At 36.4% G+C, this 25,743-nt stretch carries 28 protein-coding genes; 7 read left to right on the top strand and 21 right to left on the bottom strand.

Annotated features, from left to right (window positions below; all coding sequences use genetic code 11):
- Positions 1-207 precede the first annotated feature (207 nt).
- Positions 208-669 carry a DUF441 domain-containing protein gene (locus DPQ31_RS22865; protein ID WP_208731052.1) on the bottom strand — a complete coding sequence of 154 codons (462 nt, stop codon included), beginning with the start codon at positions 667-669 and terminating at the stop codon, positions 208-210.
- 433 nt (positions 670-1,102) lie between these two features.
- On the opposite strand from DPQ31_RS22865, the gene ytvI reads away from it, so the two are divergent.
- Positions 1,103-2,227, top strand: a complete 1,125-nt coding sequence (gene ytvI / locus DPQ31_RS22860; RefSeq protein WP_001081386.1) for a sporulation integral membrane protein YtvI — start codon at positions 1,103-1,105, stop codon at positions 2,225-2,227.
- Between the two features lie 533 nt (positions 2,228-2,760).
- Here the strand turns inward: ytvI and DPQ31_RS22855 are convergent.
- The 8 genes from DPQ31_RS22855 to dnaE form a co-directional block, all read right to left on the bottom strand.
- Positions 2,761-3,150, bottom strand: coding sequence for an FxsA family protein (locus tag DPQ31_RS22855; RefSeq protein WP_000871649.1), 390 nt, complete (start codon positions 3,148-3,150; stop codon positions 2,761-2,763).
- 198 nt (positions 3,151-3,348) lie between these two features.
- On the bottom strand, positions 3,349-5,106 hold the full coding sequence (gene pyk, locus DPQ31_RS22850) for a pyruvate kinase (protein WP_001232682.1): 1,758 nt from the start codon (positions 5,104-5,106) through the stop codon (positions 3,349-3,351).
- A gap of 53 nt (positions 5,107-5,159) precedes the next feature.
- Positions 5,160-6,119 (bottom strand): 6-phosphofructokinase, encoded by a 960-nt coding sequence (gene pfkA, locus DPQ31_RS22845; RefSeq protein ID WP_000821156.1) that lies wholly within the window; start codon positions 6,117-6,119, stop codon positions 5,160-5,162.
- Between the two features lie 128 nt (positions 6,120-6,247).
- Positions 6,248-7,222, bottom strand: coding sequence for an acetyl-CoA carboxylase carboxyl transferase subunit alpha (gene accA, locus DPQ31_RS22840; RefSeq protein WP_000818790.1), 975 nt, complete (start codon positions 7,220-7,222; stop codon positions 6,248-6,250).
- Positions 7,210-8,079 carry an acetyl-CoA carboxylase, carboxyltransferase subunit beta gene (gene accD, locus DPQ31_RS22835; protein ID WP_000942864.1) on the bottom strand — a complete coding sequence of 290 codons (870 nt, stop codon included), beginning with the start codon at positions 8,077-8,079 and terminating at the stop codon, positions 7,210-7,212. The genes accA and accD overlap by 13 nt, the downstream gene beginning before the upstream one ends.
- A gap of 185 nt (positions 8,080-8,264) precedes the next feature.
- Entirely contained in the window at positions 8,265-8,909 is a 645-nt protein-coding gene (locus DPQ31_RS22830; RefSeq protein ID WP_000204451.1) for a FadR/GntR family transcriptional regulator, read from the bottom strand.
- 14 nt (positions 8,910-8,923) lie between these two features.
- A complete protein-coding gene (locus DPQ31_RS22825) occupies positions 8,924-10,132 on the bottom strand; it encodes an NADP-dependent malic enzyme (RefSeq protein ID WP_162148121.1) in 1,209 nt (402 codons plus the stop codon).
- Positions 10,133-10,265: 133 nt separating this feature from the next.
- A complete protein-coding gene (dnaE, locus tag DPQ31_RS22820) occupies positions 10,266-13,592 on the bottom strand; it encodes a DNA polymerase III subunit alpha (RefSeq protein WP_208731050.1) in 3,327 nt (1,108 codons plus the stop codon).
- Positions 13,593-13,634: 42 nt separating this feature from the next.
- On the opposite strand from dnaE, the gene DPQ31_RS22815 reads away from it, so the two are divergent.
- Both DPQ31_RS22815 and ytrI read left to right on the top strand, forming a co-directional pair.
- A complete protein-coding gene (locus DPQ31_RS22815) occupies positions 13,635-14,048 on the top strand; it encodes a YtrH family sporulation protein (protein WP_002034291.1) in 414 nt (137 codons plus the stop codon).
- The gene (gene ytrI / locus DPQ31_RS22810; protein ID WP_001265738.1) at positions 14,045-14,548 is read left to right on the top strand and encodes a sporulation membrane protein YtrI; all 504 of its coding nucleotides are present in this window, start codon (positions 14,045-14,047) and stop codon (positions 14,546-14,548) included. Before DPQ31_RS22815 ends, ytrI begins: the two co-directional genes overlap by 4 nt.
- Positions 14,549-14,599: 51 nt before the next feature.
- Here ytrI and DPQ31_RS22805 read toward each other — a convergent pair whose 3' ends face one another.
- On the bottom strand, positions 14,600-15,532 hold the full coding sequence (locus DPQ31_RS22805) for a DHH family phosphoesterase (protein ID WP_000545153.1): 933 nt from the start codon (positions 15,530-15,532) through the stop codon (positions 14,600-14,602).
- 159 nt (positions 15,533-15,691) lie between these two features.
- On the opposite strand from DPQ31_RS22805, the gene DPQ31_RS22800 reads away from it, so the two are divergent.
- Positions 15,692-15,997, top strand: coding sequence for a YtpI family protein (locus DPQ31_RS22800; RefSeq protein ID WP_001144779.1), 306 nt, complete (start codon positions 15,692-15,694; stop codon positions 15,995-15,997).
- A 10-nt stretch (positions 15,998-16,007) separates the two neighbouring features.
- Here DPQ31_RS22800 and DPQ31_RS22795 read toward each other — a convergent pair whose 3' ends face one another.
- Positions 16,008-16,268 (bottom strand): DUF3949 domain-containing protein, encoded by a 261-nt coding sequence (locus DPQ31_RS22795; protein ID WP_087970571.1) that lies wholly within the window; start codon positions 16,266-16,268, stop codon positions 16,008-16,010.
- A gap of 154 nt (positions 16,269-16,422) precedes the next feature.
- Positions 16,423-17,736 (bottom strand): DRTGG domain-containing protein, encoded by a 1,314-nt coding sequence (locus DPQ31_RS22790; RefSeq protein ID WP_000201581.1) that lies wholly within the window; start codon positions 17,734-17,736, stop codon positions 16,423-16,425.
- 244 nt (positions 17,737-17,980) lie between these two features.
- On the opposite strand from DPQ31_RS22790, the gene DPQ31_RS22785 reads away from it, so the two are divergent.
- A complete protein-coding gene (locus DPQ31_RS22785; RefSeq protein WP_000976100.1) occupies positions 17,981-18,142 on the top strand; it encodes a hypothetical protein in 162 nt (53 codons plus the stop codon).
- Between the two features lie 40 nt (positions 18,143-18,182).
- On the opposite strand, the gene DPQ31_RS22780 is transcribed toward DPQ31_RS22785, so the two are convergent.
- On the bottom strand, positions 18,183-18,866 hold the full coding sequence (locus DPQ31_RS22780) for a metal-dependent hydrolase (protein ID WP_208731048.1): 684 nt from the start codon (positions 18,864-18,866) through the stop codon (positions 18,183-18,185).
- Positions 18,867-19,015: 149 nt separating this feature from the next.
- On the opposite strand from DPQ31_RS22780, the gene pepQ reads away from it, so the two are divergent.
- Positions 19,016-20,113, top strand: coding sequence for a Xaa-Pro dipeptidase (pepQ, locus tag DPQ31_RS22775; RefSeq protein ID WP_000994035.1), 1,098 nt, complete (start codon positions 19,016-19,018; stop codon positions 20,111-20,113).
- A 29-nt stretch (positions 20,114-20,142) separates the two neighbouring features.
- On the opposite strand, the gene DPQ31_RS22770 is transcribed toward pepQ, so the two are convergent.
- Positions 20,143-20,505, bottom strand: coding sequence for a DUF3221 domain-containing protein (locus tag DPQ31_RS22770; protein WP_016109182.1), 363 nt, complete (start codon positions 20,503-20,505; stop codon positions 20,143-20,145).
- A gap of 23 nt (positions 20,506-20,528) precedes the next feature.
- Positions 20,529-20,903: a hypothetical protein gene (locus DPQ31_RS22765; RefSeq protein WP_208731046.1), complete on the bottom strand. Its 375-nt coding sequence runs from the start codon at positions 20,901-20,903 to the stop codon at positions 20,529-20,531.
- 191 nt (positions 20,904-21,094) lie between these two features.
- On the opposite strand from DPQ31_RS22765, the gene DPQ31_RS22760 reads away from it, so the two are divergent.
- Positions 21,095-21,922 carry a DUF2785 domain-containing protein gene (locus DPQ31_RS22760; RefSeq protein ID WP_000941467.1) on the top strand — a complete coding sequence of 276 codons (828 nt, stop codon included), beginning with the start codon at positions 21,095-21,097 and terminating at the stop codon, positions 21,920-21,922.
- Between the two features lie 13 nt (positions 21,923-21,935).
- Here the strand turns inward: DPQ31_RS22760 and DPQ31_RS22755 are convergent, their stop codons facing one another.
- From DPQ31_RS22755 to ald, 6 genes are all read right to left on the bottom strand, one after another.
- Positions 21,936-22,142 (bottom strand): hypothetical protein, encoded by a 207-nt coding sequence (locus DPQ31_RS22755; protein WP_001248905.1) that lies wholly within the window; start codon positions 22,140-22,142, stop codon positions 21,936-21,938.
- 323 nt (positions 22,143-22,465) lie between these two features.
- Positions 22,466-22,810, bottom strand: a complete 345-nt coding sequence (locus DPQ31_RS22745; protein ID WP_052943344.1) for a DUF6176 family protein — start codon at positions 22,808-22,810, stop codon at positions 22,466-22,468.
- On the bottom strand, positions 22,785-23,597 hold the full coding sequence (locus DPQ31_RS22740) for a GNAT family N-acetyltransferase (RefSeq protein ID WP_208731044.1): 813 nt from the start codon (positions 23,595-23,597) through the stop codon (positions 22,785-22,787). Before DPQ31_RS22740 ends, DPQ31_RS22745 begins: the two co-directional genes overlap by 26 nt.
- Positions 23,594-23,926: a cupin domain-containing protein gene (locus DPQ31_RS22735; protein WP_052943342.1), complete on the bottom strand. Its 333-nt coding sequence runs from the start codon at positions 23,924-23,926 to the stop codon at positions 23,594-23,596. The genes DPQ31_RS22740 and DPQ31_RS22735 overlap by 4 nt, the downstream gene beginning before the upstream one ends.
- A gap of 44 nt (positions 23,927-23,970) precedes the next feature.
- Positions 23,971-24,393 (bottom strand): hypothetical protein, encoded by a 423-nt coding sequence (locus DPQ31_RS22730; RefSeq protein ID WP_052943341.1) that lies wholly within the window; start codon positions 24,391-24,393, stop codon positions 23,971-23,973.
- Positions 24,394-24,530: 137 nt separating this feature from the next.
- On the bottom strand, positions 24,531-25,664 hold the full coding sequence (gene ald / locus DPQ31_RS22725; protein ID WP_001219395.1) for an alanine dehydrogenase: 1,134 nt from the start codon (positions 25,662-25,664) through the stop codon (positions 24,531-24,533).
- Between the last annotated feature and the right edge of the window lie 79 nt (positions 25,665-25,743).

Below are 25,743 nucleotides of genomic sequence, written 5' to 3'. Positions count from 1 at the left end.
AGTGAGGAAAATGAATTCCGAAGAGTTTTATGATAAAAACAACATAAAACAATATCATTATAAAATTGTTTTATGTTGTTTTTATTTTATCTGGTGTAAAGTCTCTGCTGTTATGTAACTTTTCAAAGTTTCTAATTCTATTATAAACAATTATCTGACTTTTGTGAACAGAAAGAATTCAAAAATTTTATATTACTATAAAATTCCTTATTTAAACATTTGTATAATACTCATAACTGCATAGGCAATTCCAGCCCCAATTAACGGGCCTACAGCCACCCCATTAAATAAGGCAACCGCTATAATCGTCCCAAAAACAAGCGCAGTTGTAATATGAGGGTCCGTCGTCAATAATTGTACGCCGCCTTTCGCTAACAAAGCGACCGCCACACCTGAGGCTAAAGCAATCCATGCATAATATGATTTCGCTGCTTCTCCGAGTTGTTTAAAGCCTATTTCCCCTGTCGCAATCGGTACGAGCACTGCTATTGTAATGACTGTTACACCAAGGTTAATCCCTTTCGTTTGTAAATAAGGAAAGACTTTATCTCCTAAAAACGTAAACTTCAATAAGAATAACACTCCAATGGCTACAGTAAGCGATTGGTTTTTAACAATAAGTCCTATAATAAGTAGTATGAATAAAAATAACGTTGACTGACTAATCATGTTTGCACTTCCTTTCTGAAAATAATGAACTCGCTTCCAAACAAAAATACCTTTAAACCTATCGTTATACATGTCATATCGATGTCTATTTGCCAATGAGAATAAGCCAACAATTTCATTTTTGTATGCATTTTTAACTTACAAAACGAGACTGTACCCCAAAAAAATCAAAGCATATATACATTTTTGAAAACGATGGTCTCTCCTTTCTTTTCTAACAAGAAACAGGTAAAATAAAAAGAAGAGAAAATGAAGTTTTTACCATATAGTAGAAGCATCATCAACAAGCTTTTACAGTCGTTCATGTACTGAAAAAGCAGGGAAAATCCATCATTCCACTATAACATAAAAGTGAAACTTTAATCAGTGAATGCTACTCGTTATAAGTTGAACGAATTAGGCTAATACAAATTGGAATGGGAGGTATACATCTTTGAACCGAAACTTACTATATATGATATTGCGACTCATATTTGTCATTGTAGCAACGGTAGCTGGGTTCTATGTATTACTATACATGTCAGGACTTATCTATCCTTTTATTATCGCTTTTGCATTTGCTTATTTGATTAATCCTGTCGTCAATTTCCTTAATCAAAAACTACAATTCCCTCGCGCACTAGCAGTACTCGTTAGCTTAATTCTCGTATTCGGAGCTATCGTCGGGCTTGTTACATACCTTGTAACAGAAGCAATATCTGCCACAACATACTTACTACAACTTGTTACAGTAAAGTTTCCGGATATCGTTAAATTCGCAGAGCAATTTGCACTTAATCATATTATGCCTCTCTATGACGATTTAATTTCTAAATTTAATCATCTTGGAGAACCGCAGCGTTATACAATTACACAAAACATCCAAAACTTAGGAACTGAAGCAACAACACAAATGAAAGAACTTTTAACAGCTATTATAAGTGGATTAACAAATTTCATTAGTGCATTACCAACAACTCTAACTGTTCTTGTATTCATTTTATTAGCCACTTTCTTCATTAGTTACGATTGGCACCGTCTTGCTCAAAAAGCAAGAAAACTTCTACCGAATCGTGTACATGGCTACGGAAAAACTATTTTTGTCGATTTAAGAAAAGCTTTGTTCGGTTTTGTTAAAGCGCAACTTACACTCGTATCTATGACAACCGTTATTGTACTAATCGGACTTTTAATATTACGCGTACCATACGCCATTACTATCGCGATTATTACAGGTGTTGTAGATTTACTCCCATACTTAGGGACAGGAGCCGTCTTCGTCCCTTGGGTTATATACGTATTTTTCACTGGCGACACTGCATTCGCCATCGGTCTTCTCATTCTATACATCGTCGTGATTGTCCAAAGACAAATTATGGAACCTAAAGTGCTTTCATCTAATATTGGTCTTGATCCATTAGCGACACTAGTCGCTCTATTTATCGGCTTTAAGCTCTTCGGTTTCTTAGGATTAATCATCGGTCCAGTCACATTAGTACTACTTAATACATTACACAAAGCTCATGTCTTCCATGACTTGTGGAAATACATTAAAGGTTCACCCTCTTCAAAACAATAATTTCTAATTCACACAAAAAACTTAAGGAATAATGAGTGCAATTTCCCACTCATTATTCCTTGTACTTCTTTTTCATACTAACTACATGCAAAAAGAGAATTGCCCAAAAAAGGATAATTCTCTTGTTTTTTTGCATATAAAAACGGATTTTTCAACCTAAAATACATTTTTATTCTATTTATTTTATAATTATTACTTACATTTATTACTTTTTATGTAAATGAATAAATATACAAATCAGTATAAGATAAGGCTTCAACTAACGATTTCCCTGCTTTTATCAGATTTCATTACGTTCCTCGATCCTTCATACACAAAAATAAAACTTCAATATAGCGGATTTTTTCTACATCCTATTCATTAAGAACAAATAGTATCCAATTTACATGTTCAATCAGAAATATATATCCTACACAATAAAGTGAAACTTTAATCAATCAGGCTTTGTTCATCCCCCACTAATTATTAACCCGTACCAATCAGGCTTTTTGCAGAATAAAAAAAGTAGTGCTTAGATCGCTATAATCTAAGCACTACTTCTGAATAATAATAGTAGATCTCTTTCTAAACTTCCATTCCATCCACTTCATAACAAGCGGCTTCAATAAAGCCCTAGTAAAAGGGACAACAAAAATAAACCCCATTACATCCGTCACATATCCAGGAAGCACTAAAAGAATACCTCCTACAAATACAAAAATACCATCTAGTACTGCCTCGCCTGGCATTTCTCCTCTATTCAACTTAGATTGAATCTCTCTAAGCACTTTAAACCCTTGCCTTTTCGCCAAATATACACCTACAACACCAGTAAATACAATCATAGCGAACGTAGACCATAACCCTATTACATGACTCGACCCAATTAATACCGTAATCTCAACCGCCGGTATTAAAATCAACAAGAATAACAACCATTTCATAGTTCTGCACCCCTTTCACAAATCGCTTTAAAGACCCCTAAAACGCTCATATAGACTAAACAGAAGTAAGACATCCATTCACATTAAACTTCATAACAAGCAGCTTGTAAAAGCAAATTTAGACGTTTTAAAATAGTTCTATCATGTTTTTGTGTAAAAAAAAGAGAAGGACTCCGCTCCTTCTCTCCGTATTACTTCTTATAGCACTTCCGCATGTCCATTATAAACAATTCCGCGTGCCGCATCAACTGTTACTTCTTGGCCATTTTTTAAAGTTGCTGTTACGCCGTTTACACCAACGATAACAGGAATACCGATTGATACGCCTACAACAGCTGCATGGCTAGTTAAGCCACCTTCTTCTACAACTAAAGCAGCAGCTTTTTCGATTGCAGAAATCATATCTTTATCAGTGCTTGTTGTAACAAGGATATCACCTTCGTTTACGTTCGCTACAGCTTCAGCAGCTGTTTTTGCTACAACTACTTTACCTTTTGCAGCTTTACGACCGATTCCTTGTCCTTTAGCAACTTCTTCACCAACAACATGGATTTTCATTAAGTTTGTTGTACCAGTTTCAGCAACTGGAACACCCGCAGTGATTACTACAGTGTCTCCAAGTCCGATTAGACCTGCATCCATACCTGTGTGAATCGCAGTATCTAACATTTCGTCAGTAGACGCTGCACGTTTCCCAGCCATAAATGCTTGTACACCCCAAACAAGTGCAAGACGACGTCCTACTTGCTCGTCAGATGTTACAGCTACGATTGGAGATTTTGGACGGTATTTAGAGATCATTTTCGCAGTATGTCCACTTTCTGTCGGAGCTACGATCGCAGCTACATCAAGAGCAAGTGCTGTATGCGCAACAGATTGGCTAATTGCATCTGTAATTGTTGGAGTGAACTCTTTAATACGTTTTTTGAACATATCTTCGTATTGTAATGATTTTTCAACACGTACTGCAATGTTAGCCATCATTGTTACCGCTTCTACTGGATATTGACCAGCAGCAGTTTCACCTGAAAGCATGATTGCATCCGTACCATCGAAGATTGCGTTAGCTACGTCACTTGCTTCCGCACGAGTTGGACGTGGGTTACGTTGCATAGAATCTAACATTTGCGTTGCAGTAATAACTGGTTTACCTAATACGTTACATTTTTTGATTAAACGTTTTTGCACTAAAGGTACTTCTTCTGGTGGAATTTCCACACCCATATCACCACGAGCTACCATTAAACCGTCAGAAACTTCTAAGATTGAATCGATATTGTCGATACCTTCTTGGTTTTCGATTTTTGGTACGATTTGGATGTATTGAGCATTATGCTCTTCTAGTAATTCACGGATTTCTAATACGTCAGATGCTTTACGAACGAAAGATGCTGCGATGAAATCAACTTTTTGCTCGATACCAAAGATGATATCTTTTACGTCTTTTTCAGTGATACCAGGAAGCTTAATGCTTACGTTTGGTACGTTAACACCTTTTTTATTTTTTACAGTTCCACTGTTTAAAACTTTTGTACGGATATTTCCGTCAGCTTTTTCGATTACTTCTAGCTCGATAAGACCGTCATCGATTAGAATGCGAGAACCTGGGTCTACATCATCATAAAGACCAGCATAAGATACAGAGAACTTCTCTGCAGTACCTAATACTTGCTCAGTAGAAAGAACTACTTCTGCACCTGTTACAAGTTCAGCTTGTCCGTCTACGAAGTCGTGAGTACGGATTTCTGGACCTTTTGTATCAAGTAAGATACCAACTGTTTTACCAGTTTTCTTTGAAGCTTCACGAATGTTTTTAATACGAGCGCCGTGCTCTTCATGGCTACCATGAGAGAAGTTTAAACGAGCAACGTTCATACCCGCTTCCATTAATTGTTCTAATTTCTCAATACTTTCACTAGCAGGACCTATTGTACATACAATTTTAGTTTTACGCATATTGCACCTCCGAAAATTATGAAACCGTTCCCAAATATCCGACATTACGCCGATTAGATGGATAATTCTTTAGATAATTGATACATATCTTTATCGATTGTATGCTTTTGAGCTAACGCCTCGATAATGTCATGATCAACAAGTTTATTATCTTGAATACCTACACAGCGTCCACCTTTACCAGCAATTAACAACTCAACTGCTCTTGCGCCAAGACGACTTGCTAATACACGGTCTTGTGCACTTGGTGATCCACCACGTTGTACGTGACCTAATACAGTTACACGAGTATCAAAGTTTGTTGCTTCTTCAATATGCTTACCGATGTCAATTGCACTTCCAACACCTTCAGCTACAATGATAATACTGTGTTTTTTCCCACGTTCACTACCGCGTTTTAGACGAGCGATTACATCATCCATGTCATACTCTTCTTCTGGAATTAAGATCGTTTCTGCACCATCAGCTAAACCAGCCCATAATGCGATGTCTCCAGCATGACGTCCCATTACTTCGATAACATATGTACGTTCATGAGATGTAGCTGTGTCACGGATTTTATCAATTGCATCAATAACAGTATTTAAAGCTGTATCGAAACCAATTGTGAAGTCTGTTCCAGGAATATCATTGTCGATTGTACCTGGTACACCAACACATGGGAATCCTTGTTCAGTTAATTTTTTAGCACCTTGGTAAGAGCCATCTCCACCAATAACAACAAGTCCTTCGATACCGTGTTTCTTTAATTGCTCGATACCTTTTAGTCGTACTTCTGGGTCTTTAAACTCAGGACATCTTGCTGTATATAATTTCGTACCACCGCGGTGGATAATATCGCCAACAGAACCAAGTTCTAATTTTTCAATGTGACCAGAAATTAATCCAGCGTATCCATGGTAAATACCATATACTTCAATATCATGGAAAATCGCTTTACGAACAACTGCACGAATGGCAGCATTCATACCAGGTGAATCTCCACCACTTGTTAATACACCAATACGTTTCATTTGTACTCACCTCATAAAGATTATTTGCCTTATAATAAAATAACACGAAAAAATATAAAAACACAATGGAGAAGATGTGTCTTTTCATAATAAAAACGTGCATTCGCGAAGAGGAACGCACGCTTTTCTTATTTTATCCCAATGGAAGCGTTTGAAAACGAAACTTGCCCAATTTTCATATATTTTTCATAACGTTTTTCGATTAATTCATCTTTCGAAATTCCGTTTAATTGTTCAAAAGTTTTTCTAATCATTAAGTCTATATTTTCTGACTGTTTTAAAAGATTACGGTGAGCTCCACCTTTTGCCTCTGGAATAATTTCATCAATTACACCTAATTCTTTCAAATCTGCTGCTGTAATTTTCATTGCTTCTGCAGCTTCCTTCGCTTTTCCTGCATCTTTCCAAAGAATTGCCGCTGCACCCTCTGGTGTAATAACAGAATAAGTGGAATTTTCTAGCATATGAATGTAATCTCCTACTCCAAGACCTAGCGCACCACCACTACCGCCTTCACCGATAACGATACAAATAACTGGTACCGTTAAACCTGCCATCTCAAATAGATTGCGGGCAATAGCTTCACTTTGTCCACGTTCTTCAGCTGCTTTACCAGGATAAGCTCCCTTCGTATCGATGAAACAAATAATAGGACGATTAAACTTTTCCGCTTGTTTCATGAGACGCAGTGCTTTTCGATATCCTTCTGGATGAGGCATCCCAAAATTACGACGAATATTTTCTTTCGTATCTTTTCCGCGCTGATGCCCAATTACAGTTACAGGCATCCCCTTATATTTCGCAATGCCGCCGACAATCGCTGCATCATCGCCAAATAGGCGATCTCCATGACATTCAAAAAAATCAGTAAATAAGTGCTCAATATAATCGAGCGTTGTCGGTCGTTCTGCATGACGAGCAATTTGCACACGGTCCCATACTTTCATATTGCCGTATATATCTTCCTCTAAATTTTCTAGCTTGTCTTCCAAAATACGAATCTCCTCACTGAAGTCCATCTGGCTGTTTTTCGTATAGTCTTTCAGTTCACGGATCTTATTTCTTAGCTCAACAACTGGTTTTTCAAATTCTAGCTCTGCCATACAGCCATTTCCCCTCCTTGATGAACTTCTAAAATCTTACGAAGTGATTCTTTCATATCATCACGATGCACAACCGCATCTAATTGACCATGGTCTAGTAAAAATTCTGCCGTTTGGAAATCTTCCGGTAGTTTCTCACGCACTGTTTGTTCAATTACACGTCTACCAGCAAATCCGATAAGTGCACCTGGCTCTGCAAGATTATAATCACCAAGTGAAGCAAAACTCGCTGAAACCCCGCCCGTCGTTGGGTGAGTCATAACAGAAATAAATAACCCTCCTGCATTACTATGCTTTTTCAAAGCTACGCTTGTTTTTGCCATTTGCATTAAACTTAATATACCTTCTTGCATACGGGCACCACCCGAAGCAGTAAAGATAATAAATGGAACTTGTAAGTCGTATGCCTTTTCAACCGCACGGGCAATTTTTTCTCCTACAACAGAGCCCATGCTCCCCATTCGAAAACGAGAATCCATTACTGCAACAACAACAAGCATGTCATCAATTGTTCCTTCACCAGTTACAACCGCTTCATTCAATTCAGTCTTCTTACGATCGTTCTCTAATTTCTCTTCATATCCCGGAAACTCGAGTGGATTTAATGAAACCATTTCTTTGTCATACTCACGGAATGACCCTTCGTCCAATATACTATCAAGGCGCTCCCATGCATTCATAGGATGATGATATCCACAGTTCACACATACTTTTAAATTTTTCAGAAGTTCTTTCGTATACATGATTTTTTTACATTTCGGACATTTTGTCATAACGCCATCTGGTACATCTTTTCGTACTTGTTCTGAAGGTATTGCAGCATACTTTTTCTTTTTCACGAATAAATCTCTTAGCACAATTTGACCCCCTTCGTTGAGAGCTAAGGTTAGCGTAAGAAGAAAATGGGGCTAACACCAATGTTTGATGTTAGCCTTATCTTCTCAATCTGTCTAATAACCTCTCTCTTTACGTTTAACTTTAACCGCTATGCGGTAGAATGTTTGTCATAACGTGTCATGGTCATTTCGACAAATTTTATACATTACGAGTGAAACTGTATATTCTCTACTAATTCATCGTAAATTTTTAGTGCATCATTTTCTTGTTTTTCTTCCAAAGTAGCATAAAGCTTTCTATACATATCGATAGAATCTCCTGAAACTTTACAAGAAAGAGTTGCTACGTAATCATTTACGATCATCCAAATGCGATATAGTAAATAATTATCGACTTGTTCAATTAGTGTTTTAAAGAACGTTTGGTGAAGCATTGGAATCGAACTTTCATTTTCTTCAAGCACTTTCTGTAATCTACTTAGCACTTTAGAAAATGTTTCTTTCGGTAAATTACATACAATTCGAATCATATCTTTCTCAAGCAATCGTTTTGTTTGTAATAAATCACGAATTGTTTTCTCATCTTGCAATAGAAACGGAGCAATTAGTTGTACAAGACCGTTATCGTAAAAGTTTCGAATAAACGTCCCTTCACCACGTCTCGTTTCAATTAACCCTACCAGTTCTAAAGCACGCAATGCTTCTCTTACAGATGAGCGTCCTACGTTTAAGCGTGAACTTAGCTCCCGCTCAGACGGCAAACGATCCCCTGCTACCAATCCATCCTCTTCCATAATGGAACGGATTTTTTTTACAATTTCGAGATATACTTTTGTATTTGATGATGTCAATGGAAATTCCTCGCTTATTCTTTACCAATCAGCGCTAATTGTTTTGTTTTCTCAGCAACTTCATTTGGATCTACTTGACGACGAGCTACTCCTGTCTCCATTGCTGCTTTCGCAACGTAAGCTGCCACTCGAGGCGCTACACGCGCGTCAAACGGTGCCGGAATGATATAGTCTGCATTCAACTCATCTTCTGCTACAAGCTCAGCAATAGCCTGTACAGCTGCCATCTTCATTTCTTCGTTAATTTGTGTCGCATGTACGTCAAGTGCACCGCGGAAAATACCAGGGAACGCTAGTACATTATTTACTTGGTTCGGGAAGTCAGAACGACCTGTTCCAACAACAGCTGCGCCCGCTGCTTTTGCCAATTCTGGCATAATTTCCGGAACCGGATTCGCCATTGCAAAAATAATCGCATTGTCATTCATAGTACGAACCATCTCTTCTGTTAATGCACCTTCTGCAGATACACCAATGAATACGTCCGCACCTTGTACAACATCAGCTAAAGAACCTTCTATACGATTCTTATTTGTATATTTTGCAACTTCATCTTTCACTGGATTCATACCAGTAGGACGACCATCATAGATTGCACCTTTACGGTCACACATAATAATGTCGCGTACTCCATAGCGATATAAAAGTTTAATAATTGCAATACCTGCTGCACCTGCGCCATTTGCGACAACTTTAATGTCAGACATTTTCTTTCCAACTAATTTCAGCGCATTCACAAGGCCCGCTACTGTTACGATAGCTGTTCCGTGTTGATCATCATGGAAGATAGGAATATTTGTTTCTTTCTTCAAACGTTCTTCAATAATGAAGCAGTTTGGTGCTGCGATATCTTCTAAGTTAACGCCGCCAAAAGTTGGCTCCATTAATTTTACAGTTTCAACAATTTTATCTACATCGTTTGTATTTAAGGCGATTGGGAATGCATCTACACCAGCAAAGCTCTTGAATAATACAGCTTTACCTTCCATTACTGGAAGAGATGCTTCAGGTCCAATGTTACCAAGACCGAGTACAGCCGTTCCATCCGTCACAACTGCTACCATATTTCCCTTCATCGTATATTCATATACCTTACTTTTATCGTCATAAATTTCTTTACAAGGCTCTGCAACCCCTGGAGAATATGCAAGACTTAAATCTTTTGCATTTTCTACTTTTACTTTTGATACAGTTTCTAATTTTCCTTGATGCACTTTATGCATGTGAAGTGCTTCTTCACGAAGTGTTGACAAACTATCCACTCTCCTCAAATTATTCTAGCTGGTATCAATTTCTCCAAGTGGTCTGACCACGAACACTACTACTATAATAATCGAAGTGTAGGGAAATTGTCCATTATATTTTCACAACTACATTCTCTTCCCCGACAATTTCACGAAGTGTTCCTAAGCATTTTTCACTTGGATGAATCGATAAACTTCGAGATAATTGTACCATTTTATGTTCCTTTTCATAATAAATTAGTACTTTCGCAAAACCCGAATAGTCAAACAATATTTTTGTAACCTGATTCAAAAGCTTTTTTTCATACTGAGACGGCAATTTCACGTAAACAGATGCATCTTTCTTTTCTTCATAAACATCCATTTCTTCTAACGGATATAGTCCGTTTACAATCCATTGCAGCTTATGATTTCTTAGCTCAATCGTACCGTCAACTAAAACAATTGCCCCTTCTTGTAACTTGTCTGAGAAATGTATATACGTGTCCGGGAAAACAACCGCTTCCATTTCATCATTTTGATCACAGAATGTAATAAACGCCATCTTTTGCAATTTTTTCGTACGAATGACTCTCACACTTGTTATATACACGATAGCCCTTTGTACTTTTTTCTTATTTCGCATCGCCTGAGCGAGAGATGGAATTTCTAATTCTTTTGCTAACTTCACATACTGCGCTGTCGGATAGCTTGATAAATAAAAGCCAAGTGCTTCCTTCTCTTTATTTAACTGTTCAATAAAAGAGAGCTCTTCTCCTTGTACATATTTTGATTTTGGAACAGCATCCCCTAAATCACGGGCAAGATTTGCGTACTCTAACGCTCCTTTAAGGCTTTTCCATAAATTCGTTCTCGAAATACCAAAATCGTCAAAACATCCCGACCAGACGAACGCCTCTAAATTTCGTTCTGTTACAAACTTCGCTGGCATACGAAGACAAAATTCAAATAAATCCTCAAACATTTTGCTCTCTCGTTCTTCTAACAATGCCGTCACTGTAGCCATTCCGATATTTCGAATTGAAAGTAAGCTGTAACGTATCGCATTCCCTTCTATTTGGAAGTTGTAACCACTCTTCTGAAGTGACGGTGGCAAAATGTGGAAACCTTTCCGCTTCGTTTCTCGTATATACTGCACAATCTTATCTTCATTTCCAATTGCACTTGATAATAATGCTGTCATAAATTCCAACGTATAATTCGCTTTTAAGTAGGCAAGCTGATATCCGATCATACTGTAAGCTACAGCGTGACTTCGGTTAAAACCGTAATTCGCAAATCTTACAATTAAATCGTAAATTTTATCTGCTGATTTCTCATCGTATCCGTTTCGCAAACAACCTTGCACGAAATGCTGACGTTCCTGATCTAAAATATCACGATTTTTTTTACTCACTGCTCGGCGTAATAAATCCGCTTCTCCGAGCGAAAATCCTGCTAACTTCGATGCAATTTGCATAATTTGTTCTTGGTATACAATTACACCGTATGTTCTTTCTAAAATCGGCTTTAAATCCGGATGTAAATATTCAATTTTTCTTTTTCCGTGCTTCGATTCAATAAAGGTTGGGATTTGCTCCATCGGTCCTGGTCTGTATAACGAGTTAACAGCGACAATGTCTTCAAACTCATTCGGTTTTAATCCGCGAAGTACATTTCGCATACCACCTGATTCAAGCTGGAATACCCCCGTTGTATCCCCTCTCCCTAGCAATTGGAACGTCTTTTCATCTTGGAGAGGTAAATTCCTTATATCAATTTCTTTCCCCGTTTTTTTCACAATAAACTTTATAATATTTTCAAGTAACGTTAAATTACGTAAGCCTAAAAAGTCCATCTTGAGCAATCCGAGTTCTTCTAATGCATCAGCAGGATATTGCGTAACATAAACATCGTTATGTCCTTCTTGAATTGCTACACTACCCGTTAACGGTTCTTGACTCATAATAACGCCAGCGGCATGAATAGACGTATGACGAGGTAAGCCTTCTACACGTTTTGCAATTTCAAACACACGCTCATGAAGAAGATTCCCTTGTATAAACTCACGGAGTGATTGTGATTCTTCATATGCATCTTTTAACGTTATACCAAGCTTTGATGGAATAAGTTTTGAAAATATGTCAATGTCTCGCGGCGGAAGCCCCATTACACGAGCAATATCTCTAATTGCTGCTTTCGCTGCAAGCGTCCCAAACGTTACAATTTGCGCCACGCGGAGCTGACCATACTTATCTTTCACATATCGGATCATCTCATCACGTCTTATATCTGGAAAATCGATATCAATGTCCGGAAGGGTCACACGTTCGGGATTTAAAAATCTTTCAAATAACAAATCGTATTCAATCGGATCAATATCTGTAATTTCTAATACGTACGAAACGAGTGAGCCAGCTGCTGATCCACGGCCTGGTCCTGTTAAAATATGATTTTCATGTGCATACTTCATAAAGTCCCATACGATGAGAAAGTAATCACTAAATCCCATACTAGAAATGACGTTTAGTTCATGATTCAAACGCTTTATATGCACTTCTTTTGGCGTACCATAACGTTTATGCAAGCCTTCTTCACAAACACGGCGTAAGTAAGTATCATTCGTCTCGTTAGATGGAACAGGAAATTTCGGTAATTGATTTACATGAAACGGTATTTCTACTTTACAACGTTCTGCAATTTTTACAGTGTTGTAAATCGCCTCTTCCGTGTGAGAAAATAGTGCTTCCATTTCATCCGATGACTTTAAATAATATTGATCCGTTTTGAGCCTCGGCCTGTCTGGATCAGTCATTTTCGTTCCACTTTCAACTGATAGTAAACATTCGTGAACGAGCGCGTCACTTTGATTGATATAGCGCACATCATTTGTTGCAACGACTGGGACATTTACCTTACTAATAAATTCAGGTAATTTTTCTTGCAGGAGCAGTTCATCTTGAATCGCATGATGCTGCAAACTCATATAAAAATTATCGAACATATTTTGATATGTACAAGCTACTTCTTCCGCCTGATTCTCTTTGTCTTCTAATAATAATTGTTCAATTTCCCCATCTTTACCTGGTGAAATAGCAATTAATCCTTTCGCATAATGCGCAAGCCACTTCTTCGGAATACCCTCTTTTGACTTCGTCATAATACTGCTAGAAATCTTTAATAAATTTTGGTAGCCTATTTCATTCTCAGCAAGTAATACAAGCGGATAAGACCTTTCTTCTTCTTCACTAAAAATAGAAGCTGTTAAGCCGATAATAGGCTGTATACCATGTTTCTTACATGCTTTATAAAACGGAATAACGCCATACATAACATTTTCATCCGTAATAGCCAACGATGAAAAACCAAGCTCTTTCGCCCTGATTACAAGCTCATCAATTTTACAAGCACTTTTTAATAAACTAAAAACGGTTTGACATTGTAAATGCACAAACTTCACTGTTGTACCCTCTCTTTACCTATTTGACTACTTTCATTATAGGTGATGAGGAAAGCGGAAATCAAAACATACTTCTCATACTTTGTCCATATATATGAAGAAGAAAGGGGAATGACGATGGATGTAAGAGAACATACTTTTTTCTCTCTGCTTATTATTAGTTATTTTATTGCCTTTGGGGTTATACTTGGCGGTTCATTAATTGGTGGATTTGGTGCGTTTCTTATCGGAAAACCAGCTCTAACTTACATTAATCAATTCGCCCAAAATTTAAGAATTTGGGCACTCGTTGCAGCAATCGGCGGAACATTTGATACCTTTTATAGCTTTGAAAGAAGCTTCTTTGGCGGAGATATGAAAGATATCGTAAAACAAATTCTCCTTATTTTTTTCGCAACTGGCGGTATGCAAACAGGTCTTATTATTATTAAATGGCTAACGCAGGAACATGTATGAGAGTGCCAAGTGCCAATACAGCAAAAAGATGGTACTTAGTTTTAGCTGGTGCTGCTGTTGGAGGCGTGTTGAGCTGGTTTATTTTTTTGTACATATACGGTGTTTTTCAAGAAGAACAATCTAGTAAAATAGCAGAGCAACGAGAAATTATAGAAAAACAAGAAGCAAAGCTCCACGTCCTTCTCGAAGATCAAGAAAAGTTGAACACAGAAAATAAACGTCTCTTAACAATTCAAGAGATTAAAATAAAAATAATAAATCGAGAAAAATATGATTTAGACAATCTAACACTCGAAAATATGACCACTTCTATCCATAATGACCTCCAGCATCTTTTAACGAAAAACATTCAAAGTATCGCAAAAAATAAAGACCTACTCAAAAAAGCAATCGAAAACAAAACGTATAAACATTACGATCGTATATACCGCTTTAAAGTCGATACAATTTCTTTTGATACTGTACTTGAAATTAGTATTGATATAGAGAAAGAAAAATAAAGAAGGAGGGCTTAAGTGCCGCTCCTTCTTTTCGTTTTAACATATACTCTCTTATTTACAAATATCACGTAAATCAGCAAACAGACGATCCGCTTCTTCCCAAGAAGATGCTTTTGCACCAGAAGCCATCGGATGTCCTCCGCCGTTATATTGCATTGCTAATTTATTTATAACTGGCCCTTTTGAACGAAGGCGAACACGAATTACATCGTCTTCCTCTAAAAATAGAACCCATGCCTTTAGTCCGTCAATATTACCAAGCGCTCCAACAACACCAGATGCTTCAGAAGGAAGTACATCAAATTCTTCTAATACTTCTTTCGTTAATTTAATGTAAGCTGCTCCTTCTTCTACCATCGTAAAGTTTTGTAAAATATAACCGTTTAAACGAGCGATTTTTTCTTTTGTCTTATACATTTCATTGTATAAATCTGTGAATTTCACACCCATATCAACAAGCTCACTTACGTAAAGGAGTGTTTTTGCTGTTGTATTCGGGAATAAGAAACGACCTGTATCTCCAACAATCCCTGCTAAAATAAGGCGAGCTGCTTCTTTTGTTATTTTTAATCCTTTATCTTTTCCATAGTTATAAAACTCATAAATCATTTCACTTGTAGAACTTGCTGTCGTATCTACCCACGTAATATCTCCGTACGGATCTTCATTTGGATGATGATCAATTTTGATTAACATCTTCCCTTTTGTATAGCGTTGATCGTCAACACGTTCTTGGTTCGCAGTATCACAAACGATAACAAGTGCATTTTCGTATACGCTATCTTCAATATTATCCATTACTCGTAAGTATGCTAGTGACGGTTCATTGTACCCAACCGTATAAATATTTTTCTCTGGAAACGATTCTTGCAAAATCGTACCAAGACCGCCTTGTGAACCTAACGCATCTGGATCCGGACGCACATGACGATGAATAATAATTGTCTCAAATTCTTTAATTGCTCCTAAAATTTGCTCATGCATATGTATAATCTCCTTTTTATTCAACTTCTTCACTTTATCCTCCATTATAACGGAAAGTATTTCATACATGCGAACAATTGCTTTATAATAAAAATTAGAAAGTTTAGATATTTCTTTTTTTTCACTATAATTTTTCACAAAGCGATGGGAGTGTGCATTATGCCAGTATTAGTCTTCTGTATTATCGTCTCATTTATGTTGTACCTCTTCTACAAAACAAAATACTTTCGTACAAACCGCCCAATGGAAAAAGGTTGGCTCTCAGGAAAATCCGCAATGGCACTCGGTTCATTCGTCTTATTCTTCGGGATAAACCAATTCTTTTTAGAACTTTCAACCGCTCGTATGATCGTCGGTGTTTTATTCGTTCTATTTGGTAGTGCGAGTGCATTTAATGGATTTCGCCAATATAAACATTTCTTTCCATTAGCAGTTAAAGAAGCAGAAGCTTATGAAGCAACGTAAAAAAGCATCATCATTGTGATGCTTTTTTACGTCCTCTACTTTTTAAAATCATATATGCAACAAACGCAGAAGGTATATTAAATAGGTTGCCTTGCACATGAAAATGTAATTGTTCCTCTTCAAAAGACATTTTTTCATATAGTTCTCGCTGAGATAATCCTGTACGTTTCCTTTTTTCATGTAAACCTTGTAAATATAAATATTGGATCGGTATCATTACAAGAAAGTAAAATAGTGCGATACCACCAAAGAAGATTATTTCTGATGACATATTGCATACCGCCTCCTCAAAATCCATTTTCTTACAATATAATTGTAACATAGTCTACCATCTAAATAAATTAATATTCTGTCATTTAACATTATATAAATCACTCTCTACATAAAAAAAGATGGAACAAATCAAAACGATTTGTTCCATCTTTTTATTTATCAATCAATTGCACCATAAGTAATGCTTTTCCAACAACATTACCTTCATGGTGTACTTCTACATCAACCTTACCAAATTTACGCCCAATCTCTAATACTTTCGGATGAACCGATACAACATTATCAATCTGAACCGGCTTTACAAAATAAATTGTTAAGTTCTCAACAATTGAATCACTCTTCTTCTGAGCACGAATGACACGGTTTGTTGCTTCTGTCACAATTGTTGTAAATACACCGTAAGATAACGTTCCGATTGAATTCGTCATTTGTGGTGTCACTGAAAATTGATACAAATGCTCATTTTTTGCTTCTTTCGGCGTCATAAATTGATTCGTTACAATATCATCAATCGTTTCACCAACTTGTGGTTGACGCTGAATCATCTGTAATGCCTGAAGTACATCTTGACGACTAATGATACCTTGCAATTTATTTCCATCTTCCACAACAGGAAGTAATTCAATACCTTCCCATACCATCATACGCGCTGCAGCTGCGACAGACATCTTTCCATTTACCGTAATAGGGTGTTTCGTCATCACTTTATCAATTGGTGTATCTTTCGCAACACCAATCATATCTTTCGAAGTTACGATACCTAACACCTTTTTATTTTCATCCACAATTGGATAACGTCCATGCATCGTCTCTTCATTGTACTCATGCCATTTCTGCACGATATCACTAGGCTTTAAATATAGTGTTTCTTCAATCGGTGTTAAAATATCTTCAACGAGTACAATTTCTTTCTTAATAAGTTGATCATAAATTGCGCGGTTAATTAACGTTGCGACCGTAAATGTATCATAGCTACTCGAAATAATTGGCAACTTCAATTCATCTGCTAACTTTTTCACATGCTCTTCTGTATCAAATCCACCTGTAATTAATACAGCGGCCCCTGTTTCTAATGCTAATTGATGTGCATTCGTACGGTTCCCGATGATAAGCAAGTTCCCCGCTTCTGTATAGCGCATCATCGCTTCTAATTTCATAGCCCCGATTACGAATTTATTTAATGTTTTATGTAGTCCTTCTCTGCCTCCAAGTACTTGACCATCGACAATGTTAACGACTTCTGCATATGTTAGTTTTTCGATATTCTCTTTCTTCTTTTGCTCAATTCGAATTGTTCCGACACGTTCAATTGTACTAACATATCCTTTATTTTCTGCATCTTTAATCGCACGGTAAGCCGTCCCTTCACTTACACTCAAATCTTTCGCAATTTGCCTTACAGAAATTTTATGCCCTACCGGTAGGCTATTAATATGTTCTAAAATTTGATTATGTTTGGTAGCCAAATGGTTTCACCATACTTTCTTTTCCCTAAATTCTTCATGTGTTGTATTCCCAGTATACTATATTTTCAAAACTGTTACACTCTCTCTTTGTATATCTGTACTATTTTTTTTATAACAAAATGACCCTTACATTCCACTAGTCATTCCATTACAACAATGTAATGCTATTGTCATCTCGTTCGATAGTTCGTCCACACACTTCCATATACAATTAAGACAAGAAATGAAACAAAGGAGCGAATACATGATGAAAAAAATTTTAGAGGTTATAGGCGCAGTATTTTTAGCTTGTGTAGATGGGAAAAAAGTTGCAATGGATTTGAATGAAACTCCTGAACAGCCACGTTCAAAAAGAGAAGAGTCAACTAAACAAATACAGACTTTAAAAGCTGTACTACACGCATAAAAAGCCCTTCACTTGTCTTTTCAAATGAAGGGTATCTGTTTTATAGCGTAATACTTTCTCCAGCTTCTAATACTTTCCCTGTACAATTTTGTAGTTTTTCTACAAATTGATATGGATCCTGTTCAATAACTGGGAACGTATTGTAATGCATCGGTACAACAGTTTTCGCATGAATCCATTTTGCTGCTAAAACAGCATCTTTTGGTCCCATTGTGAAATTATCACCAATTGGTAAAAACGCTATATCTATATCATTCAGTTCCCCAATTAACTTCATATCAGAGAATAGAGCCGTATCCCCTGCATGGTAAACCGTTTTCTCTTCTGCTGTAAATAAAATACCCGCTGGCATACCTGTATATGTAATCGTCTTATTTTCTTCATCAATATAACTAGAGCCGTGGAATGCTTGTGTAAACTTCACTTTTCCGAAGTCAAATTCATGTGAACCACCAATATGCATCGGATGTGTTTCTACACCTTGCCAACTTAAAAATGTCGCTAGTTCAAATGGCGCCACAACAACTGCATTATTTTTCTTCGCAAGCTCTACTGTATCTCCAACATGATCACCATGACCGTGCGATAAAAGAATTGCATCTACTTTTACATCTTCAGCCTTTAAATCTGTTTTCGGATTTCCCGTTAAAAATGGATCAATTAAAATCACTTTTCCATTCGTTTCAATCTTTACAACTGAATGCCCATGATAAGATACTTTCATTATTACATTCCTCCCCTATTCACATTCTCACTTTTTATTCTACATGATTTTTCAATTCCCTGTCTTTTCTAACATCTATTTACTTGTCATAACGCTTTCTTCCGAGGTAAAGTTATATTTGTAATTAAATATCTCGGGGGTGCCAATCGATGAATGCTAGATTAGAAAATTTAATGCAATGGCTAAAAGAAAAAAACGTAGAAGCCGCGTTCTTAACTTCTACACCAAACGTTTTCTACATGACAAACTTCCACTGTGAACCACACGAAAGACTACTTGGTATGTTTGTATTCCAAGAAAAAGAGCCTATTTTAATTTGCCCTAAAATGGAAGAAGGCCAAGCACGTAACGCTGGATGGGCACATGAAATTATCGGATTTACTGATACTGACAGACCATGGGATATGATTGCAAAAGCAATTAAAGACCGTGGCATCAATGCAAATGCAGTTGCAATTGAAAAAGAACATTTAAACGTAGAACGTTACGAAGAATTAACAAAATTATTCCCAAATGCAGCTTTCAAATCAGCAGAGGAAAAAGTTCGCGAGCTTCGTTTAATTAAGGATGAAAAAGAACTTTCTATTTTACGTGAAGCAGCTAAAATGGCAGACTATGCTGTTGAAGTTGGGGTAAATGCAATTAAAGAAAACCGCAGCGAACTAGAAGTATTAGCAATTATTGAACACGAATTAAAAACAAAAGGCATACATAAAATGTCATTTGATACGATGGTATTAGCAGGTGCTAACTCTGCTCTTCCACACGGTATTCCAGGTGCTAACAAAATGAAGCGCGGCGATTTCGTACTATTTGATTTAGGCGTAATTATTGACGGTTATTGCTCTGATATTACACGTACAGTAGCATTCGGTGAACTTTCTGAAGAACAAACTCGCATTTACAACACTGTACTTGCTGGACAACTACAAGCAGTTGAAGCATGTAAACCAGGCGTTACACTTGGCGCAATTGATAATGCTGCTCGTTCTGTTATCGCGGATGCAGGTTACGGAGACTTCTTCCCACACCGACTTGGTCACGGACTTGGAATTAGCGTTCACGAATATCCAGATGTAAAAGAAGGCAACGATTCTCTATTAAAAGAAGGTATGGTCTTCACAATCGAACCAGGTATTTACGTACCAAACGTAGGTGGCGTTCGTATTGAAGATGATATTTACATCACAAAAGACGGATCAGAAATTTTAACGAAATTCCCGAAAGAATTACAATTTGTAAAATAAGAAAAAGGCAGCTTAATTGCTGCCTTTTTCTATTTTTCTACTACTTTAAATTTCTCTACAATCATTTGTCCTGGGTAACTTTCAAGTATGTGAGAAGACCATACTTTTATTTTATCTCCTGTTTTTAATTGATTAGATGCGTTTTTCTCCTTAAAGCTCAACACTATATCTGATGGATGTTCTTTATTCATTTGTTGTTCTATATAATGTTGCAACTCTACTTTTGTATTAAACGTTTTATCACCGACAAAAAATACCGCATCATTTCTTACTATGACATACCCTTCTTCAGGTACTTTTTTTACCTCTACTTGTTTTGTAGTACACGCTGATAATATGATTAGAAATACACTAAAAAATATATACATAGAAACTCTCATATTCCTACTCATTTTTATCCCTCACTCTATGTTTGCTATTTCCGCTTTAAAACCATCTTCTCTTCATACTTATCATCCCATTTAATCACAATCTCTATCGGTTCATCTTTAGATAGAGGCGCACAACTTACACAAGAAGATTTCATTTCAATCCTTGCTCCTTTATGAACTTCTGACGTTTCTTTCATTGTACTAAAGGTCCCATGAATAGAAATCTCCAAATTTTTAAATTCTGTATTTCCATCTCCGCCCTTATACTGAAACGTAAATATTCCATCTTCACTGTCATCCTTAATATGCCCTTTATATTGCCCCGTCCAACTTTTGCTCTCGCTAGAAAAAGTAACATACGAAATCGAACAACTTCCTAAAAAGAAAATACTTATAAAAAAGAATAATGCTCTCTTCATAATGCCCTCCATTCAAAAGCACTTATTTATCCCGCAGTAACGGGCAGTAAGACCCCAACCTCAAAATTCGGTGAAAGCAAAGAAGTTAGTTGGGGGATGAACCCCCCACTGATTAAAGCTTCACTTTATTGTCTATTTCTTCCTTTTATTATATTATTAAAATGCAGAATTTTCTAAAATAGGAGGTTTATATGTTACAACAACAGTTAGAAGAAATTCGTAATAATAATTACATACTGGACAACACAATTCATATCAATTCTTTAAGTTCCAATATGCTTGAACATATCGGTGTTACTGATAGTTATTTAAGGGATAAACTTATTTACTCTACTTTTTATCATCTCATCAAGAAGGGCTATATTTCACACTCACACTTGCAGAAACTATTATTAGAAAGCATCAGTGATAAATATTTATTGTATAAGATTCATTCGGATGACGAAGATGCGGTATTTACCCGTGCATTTACGACATTATTAATTGCGCTCATTATTGATGCGGATACAAATCATAATTTCTTATCACAGACTGATATATTAAATGTAAAAGATCAATTAATTTTATATATGAACAAAGAGCACGACTTACGAGGCTATGTCCAAGAACGTGGCTGGGCGCATAGTGTCGCTCATGCTTCCGATACATTTGAAGCGCTTGTGAATAGTCCTAAACTGGAAAATTTATATTACGAAGAAATATTACAAACTTTATTAAACAAAGTTTGTGTTCATTCCATCTATTACAAATACGAAGAAGATGAGCGTCTCGTTTATCCAATTGTCGCAATGCTGCAAAATGGCCTAAAGGAAGAAGTACTCATATTAGCCCTTCGTGATTTAGCAACTCAATTACAAGTTCAAAAATCAACGCTACATATTGAATCATACGAATTTCTATACGGAAATATAAAAGCTTTCTTACGTAGCTTATTTTTCAGATTACGTACAATATCTATATGTAAGGAAACTGAATACGAAATTGAAAAATTACTACAAGGACTTCGCCAATATTACTAAAAAAGAAGGCCCTTTAAAAAGTGCCTTCTTCTATTTCACTAATATTTAATTGAAATTTTACGATCCAAACTGAGAAAAGGTGGACAAGAAGCGCAAACGCCATACATGCTCCGCTTAAAAAAGTTAGTATAGGATGCGAATACACGTGCCCCAATCCATAGGATATCGCCACGAAAAACATTGTTATGTAAATATAAATTGCTCCATGTATTTGCCTCATATAAACCTCCTTTTCCCATATTATAACATAAATTTTCTGATTATTCACATTAATTACTTGTAATCGATATTTCTCAACTGTTACACCTCTAACAGCAACCTTAATATACGGTAACCCTTGTAAACTTTGTAAATCCTCTATTTTTCCTGTTACGACTACACCGTATATTGGTAGGTCTTTTCATTATAGTTTGTCCTAAAATGCTCTTGAAATCCCCCTTTATTTTCACTGAAAAATATCTAAATACAGCTTTTCTTTTTTAAAATTTTGCATAATAAAAAGCACATCTATTTTAATGTGCTTCTCCAAAAAACACTATTCTATTATTTCATCGCTTCCTTCACAACATCTTGAATCATAACAACTTCTGTTTTCATATCAACAGACGGTGCTTCTTCATCAATACACTCATACCAAAACGCTACATGCTTTTTATCAATTTCATGATGAGAATTTTCGACAAGAGCCCCGCCTTCTCCTTGCACAGAATACCAATATAAGTACTCTTCTCCATCTCTTATTTCCCGGAAAATTGTCTCAACATACATCTTTTCGTCGTTTAATGTCAAAAGGACTTCTTTCATATTGTCATTAAGAAGCTGCATCCATTCATCTACTCGATGACTCTTACCAGGCTTAACTTTAAATCTCGTTAATTCTACATTCATTTTTATTCCCCCGTTTTCTTACGTACAAACTATATTCTATTGGATGATAAAAACTTAATTTACTAGCTAATTTTCGTGAAGGAATATTGTCTACATAACAATCCCAGCTCGGTATAATATCATTTTGCATGCAATGTTCAATGAACCGTTTTGCAACAGCTTGAGCTAATCCTTTCCCTTGATGCGCTTCATGTGTTGCAATATCTATTTCAGCAAAACCATTCCCGCTAAATATTGAGACGCATTCAGCTACAATTATCCCACCTTGTTCTATACAAAATCCAAAACCACTATTCAAAAACGTTTCTTTTGATCCCCAATATTCTTTGTAGTACTCCTCTTTAAATTCACTGCTTCGCTCTATATCTCTTCTATCAATCCGCTTCACTTCATATGTATTTTTGTTAAGATCTCGTTTTCTCTCCTCAAAGGTTACTCTTTGAAATTTCATTCGCGGGATTTTCCGAAGCACATTACTAAAACGCTCTTCTAACATCATTTCCCACTCTTCACTCGAAGTGAAGAGTGTAAATCTCTTCTCTGTTTTTTCAATAGCTATTTTTAAATATGAAAATAACTCTTCGTTATAATTTTGATCATCAGTATCACCAAATAAATAATAGATACCGTTAGCTGTACGAATTAGTCCTGCTGTTAACTTCTCGTTCACAAAAACCTCACCATCTATTATTTGATCACATACCGCATAAGCAAACGTCGTTGTTCTTGTATTACCTTCTAAAACCGGAAGAACTTTTCTATACTCGGCTACAGATAATTTTTTCATAATTGCTCCACTATAATCGTATCAGCCTCTATATTTTCAAAACAAAGATTTACCGTTCTCTTTAATGCTCTCGTTCTATGAATCGTACATGCTGGAATTAAAATAGAATCATTTGGCTTTAAAACCGCTGTTTCTCCATCTTCAAAATCAATAAGTAATTCTCCCTCTAGCACAATAAATAATTCATCCGAATTAGAATGATAGTGCCAATCATATTCACCAGTAAATACAGCGATTCGTAAGCAATGATTATTTACATTTGAAACGACGAAATTTTTATGTTGATGTTTAATATCCTTTGTTAATTCTATTAAGTTCACAGTTTCCATCTTTCGTCCCATCCTTTCATTAGTCGTTCTTCTAAAAAACTAACTTAATCTCCTCCACCTCCGCAATCTCCTCCACCATCACTTGAGCTACTACAATCACTGCTACTGTAGTCACCGAATCCACTTGATGAGCTTGAAGCGTATGAAGATTTTTTGCTTCTTTTTCTATCTTTTTTACTTTCATGACTAGGCCATACTGTAGCAAAGAGTATAACGAATAAGGCTAATTCTATTGCAACAAGTATAAATTCTAGAATGCTCTCAATAATATTGGGAGTTATCTCAAAACTGTAAAACACTCCAAATGAATACATACACAAAATCACATACAGAACCATACAAACATACCGAAACGTTTTTTCTATCATAATGACTATTTTTTTTGAAGTTGGAATGTTCTGTTCCTGTTTTTTCTTTATATATTTTTGTCTCTTAGCTTGCTTTTTCTTCTTATTTTTTCTCCCCATTGAATCCCCTCTTTTTATTTTATAATTCTAAATTATCACAACTAATATCTATTAACATCAATAAGTAACAATTTTTTACATATTATTCCCTAAAAAAAGACCCTCCTCATAAGAGGAAGGTCTCTAATGTATCTCTATTATGATAAAGCAGGAGCTTTTTCAAGAAGCTCTTTTGCATCAGCGTATTGTAAGCCGTGTGCTTCTGCAACTGCTTCGAATGTTACATATCCATCTAATGTGTTAATACCTTTTAGTAATGCAGAATTGCCTAAGCAAGCGTCTTTATAGCCTTTGTTAGCAATTTGTACTGCATATGGTACTGTTACGTTTGTTAATGCAAGAGTTGATGTACGTGGAACCGCACCTGGCATATTTGCAACTGCATAATGAACAACGCCATGTTTTTCGTAAGTTGGGTTGTCATGAGTTGTAATACGGTCAGTTGTTTCGAAAATACCACCTTGGTCAATCGCAATATCTACAACGACAGAACCTGGTTCCATTGATTGAATCATTTCTTCTGTTACAAGTTTTGGCGCTTTTGCACCTGGAATTAATACCGCACCAATAACAAGATCAGATTCTCTTACTGCTTCTGCAATGTTGTAAGGATTAGACATTAACGTTTTTACTTGGTTACCGAAAATGTCATCTAATTGACGAAGACGTTCTGCACTTAAGTCGATGATTGTTACATCTGCACCTAAACCTACTGCAATCTTCGCTGCGTTTGTACCAGCTTGACCACCACCGATAACTGTTACTTTGCCGCGTTTCACCCCTGGAACGCCTGCAAGTAAAATACCTTTACCACCTTTGTTTTTCTCAAGGAACTGTGCACCGATTTGTGCAGACATACGACCAGCTACTTCACTCATAGGTGCAAGTAATGGTAAAGAACGATTGTCTAATTGTACTGTTTCGTATGCAATTGATACCACTTTGTTATCAATTAATGCTTTCGTTAATTCTGGTTCTGGAGCTAAGTGTAAGTATGTGAATAAAATTAAACCTTCGCGGAAATTACCGTATTCACTTGCAACTGGCTCTTTTACCTTCATAACCATATCTTGGTTCCATGCTTCTTCAGCAGTTTCAACAAGTTTCGCACCAGCTTGTACGTATTCTTCATCTGTAAAGCCAGATCCTAAACCTGCTCCTTTTTGAACAAAAACTTCATGACCATTTTGTACTAAATGTACTGCTCCCGCTGGCGTCATTGCCACACGGTTTTCATTGTTTTTAATTTCTGTTGGAATACCGATACGCATTATTAGTTCCCCCTTGAGTTATGAAATGACCCCTGAATCATTTTTTAAAGCGCTTTCTACGCCCTTATATTCTAACATA

This window comes from Bacillus sp. COPE52 (assembly GCF_003355115.1).
Classification (GTDB): Bacteria; Bacillota; Bacilli; order Bacillales; family Bacillaceae_G; genus Bacillus_A; species Bacillus_A toyonensis.
The sequence above is the reverse complement of the archived record's forward strand: the minus strand, read 5'-3'. Positions and strand labels throughout refer to the sequence as shown.

Bases quoted from the DNA above. Each gene is read 5' to 3' on its own strand.
- DPQ31_RS22825 (WP_162148121.1), bottom strand. From the start codon at position 10,132: ATGCATAAAGTGCATCAAGGAAAATTAGAAACTGTATCAAAAGTAAAA.
- DPQ31_RS22770 (WP_016109182.1), bottom strand. From the start codon at position 20,505: ATGAGTAGGAATATGAGAGTTTCTATGTATATATTTTTTAGTGTATTT.
- pyk (WP_001232682.1), bottom strand. From the start codon at position 5,106: ATGCGTAAAACTAAAATTGTATGTACAATAGGTCCTGCTAGTGAAAGT.
- DPQ31_RS22735 (WP_052943342.1), bottom strand. From the start codon at position 23,926: ATGGAAACTGTGAACTTAATAGAATTAACAAAGGATATTAAACATCAA.
- DPQ31_RS22765 (WP_208731046.1), bottom strand. From the start codon at position 20,903: ATGAAGAGAGCATTATTCTTTTTTATAAGTATTTTCTTTTTAGGAAGT.
- DPQ31_RS22865 (WP_208731052.1), bottom strand. From the start codon at position 669: ATGATTAGTCAGTCAACGTTATTTTTATTCATACTACTTATTATAGGA.
- pepQ (WP_000994035.1), top strand. From the start codon at position 19,016: ATGAATGCTAGATTAGAAAATTTAATGCAATGGCTAAAAGAAAAAAAC.
- pfkA (WP_000821156.1), bottom strand. From the start codon at position 6,119: ATGAAACGTATTGGTGTATTAACAAGTGGTGGAGATTCACCTGGTATG.
- DPQ31_RS22795 (WP_087970571.1), bottom strand. From the start codon at position 16,268: ATGTCATCAGAAATAATCTTCTTTGGTGGTATCGCACTATTTTACTTT.
- DPQ31_RS22755 (WP_001248905.1), bottom strand. From the start codon at position 22,142: ATGAGGCAAATACATGGAGCAATTTATATTTACATAACAATGTTTTTC.
- DPQ31_RS22805 (WP_000545153.1), bottom strand. From the start codon at position 15,532: ATGCATGAGCAAATTTTAGGAGCAATTAAAGAATTTGAGACAATTATT.
- DPQ31_RS22760 (WP_000941467.1), top strand. From the start codon at position 21,095: ATGTTACAACAACAGTTAGAAGAAATTCGTAATAATAATTACATACTG.
- DPQ31_RS22740 (WP_208731044.1), bottom strand. From the start codon at position 23,597: ATGAAAAAATTATCTGTAGCCGAGTATAGAAAAGTTCTTCCGGTTTTA.
- DPQ31_RS22745 (WP_052943344.1), bottom strand. From the start codon at position 22,810: ATGAATGTAGAATTAACGAGATTTAAAGTTAAGCCTGGTAAGAGTCAT.
- DPQ31_RS22730 (WP_052943341.1), bottom strand. From the start codon at position 24,393: ATGGGGAGAAAAAATAAGAAGAAAAAGCAAGCTAAGAGACAAAAATAT.
- ytrI (WP_001265738.1), top strand. From the start codon at position 14,045: ATGAGAGTGCCAAGTGCCAATACAGCAAAAAGATGGTACTTAGTTTTA.
- ald (WP_001219395.1), bottom strand. From the start codon at position 25,664: ATGCGTATCGGTATTCCAACAGAAATTAAAAACAATGAAAACCGTGTG.
- accA (WP_000818790.1), bottom strand. From the start codon at position 7,222: ATGGCAGAGCTAGAATTTGAAAAACCAGTTGTTGAGCTAAGAAATAAG.
- DPQ31_RS22855 (WP_000871649.1), bottom strand. From the start codon at position 3,150: ATGAAATGGTTGTTATTCTTGTTGATTTTAATACCGGCGGTTGAGATT.
- DPQ31_RS22785 (WP_000976100.1), top strand. From the start codon at position 17,981: ATGATGAAAAAAATTTTAGAGGTTATAGGCGCAGTATTTTTAGCTTGT.
- DPQ31_RS22780 (WP_208731048.1), bottom strand. From the start codon at position 18,866: ATGAAAGTATCTTATCATGGGCATTCAGTTGTAAAGATTGAAACGAAT.
- DPQ31_RS22800 (WP_001144779.1), top strand. From the start codon at position 15,692: ATGCCAGTATTAGTCTTCTGTATTATCGTCTCATTTATGTTGTACCTC.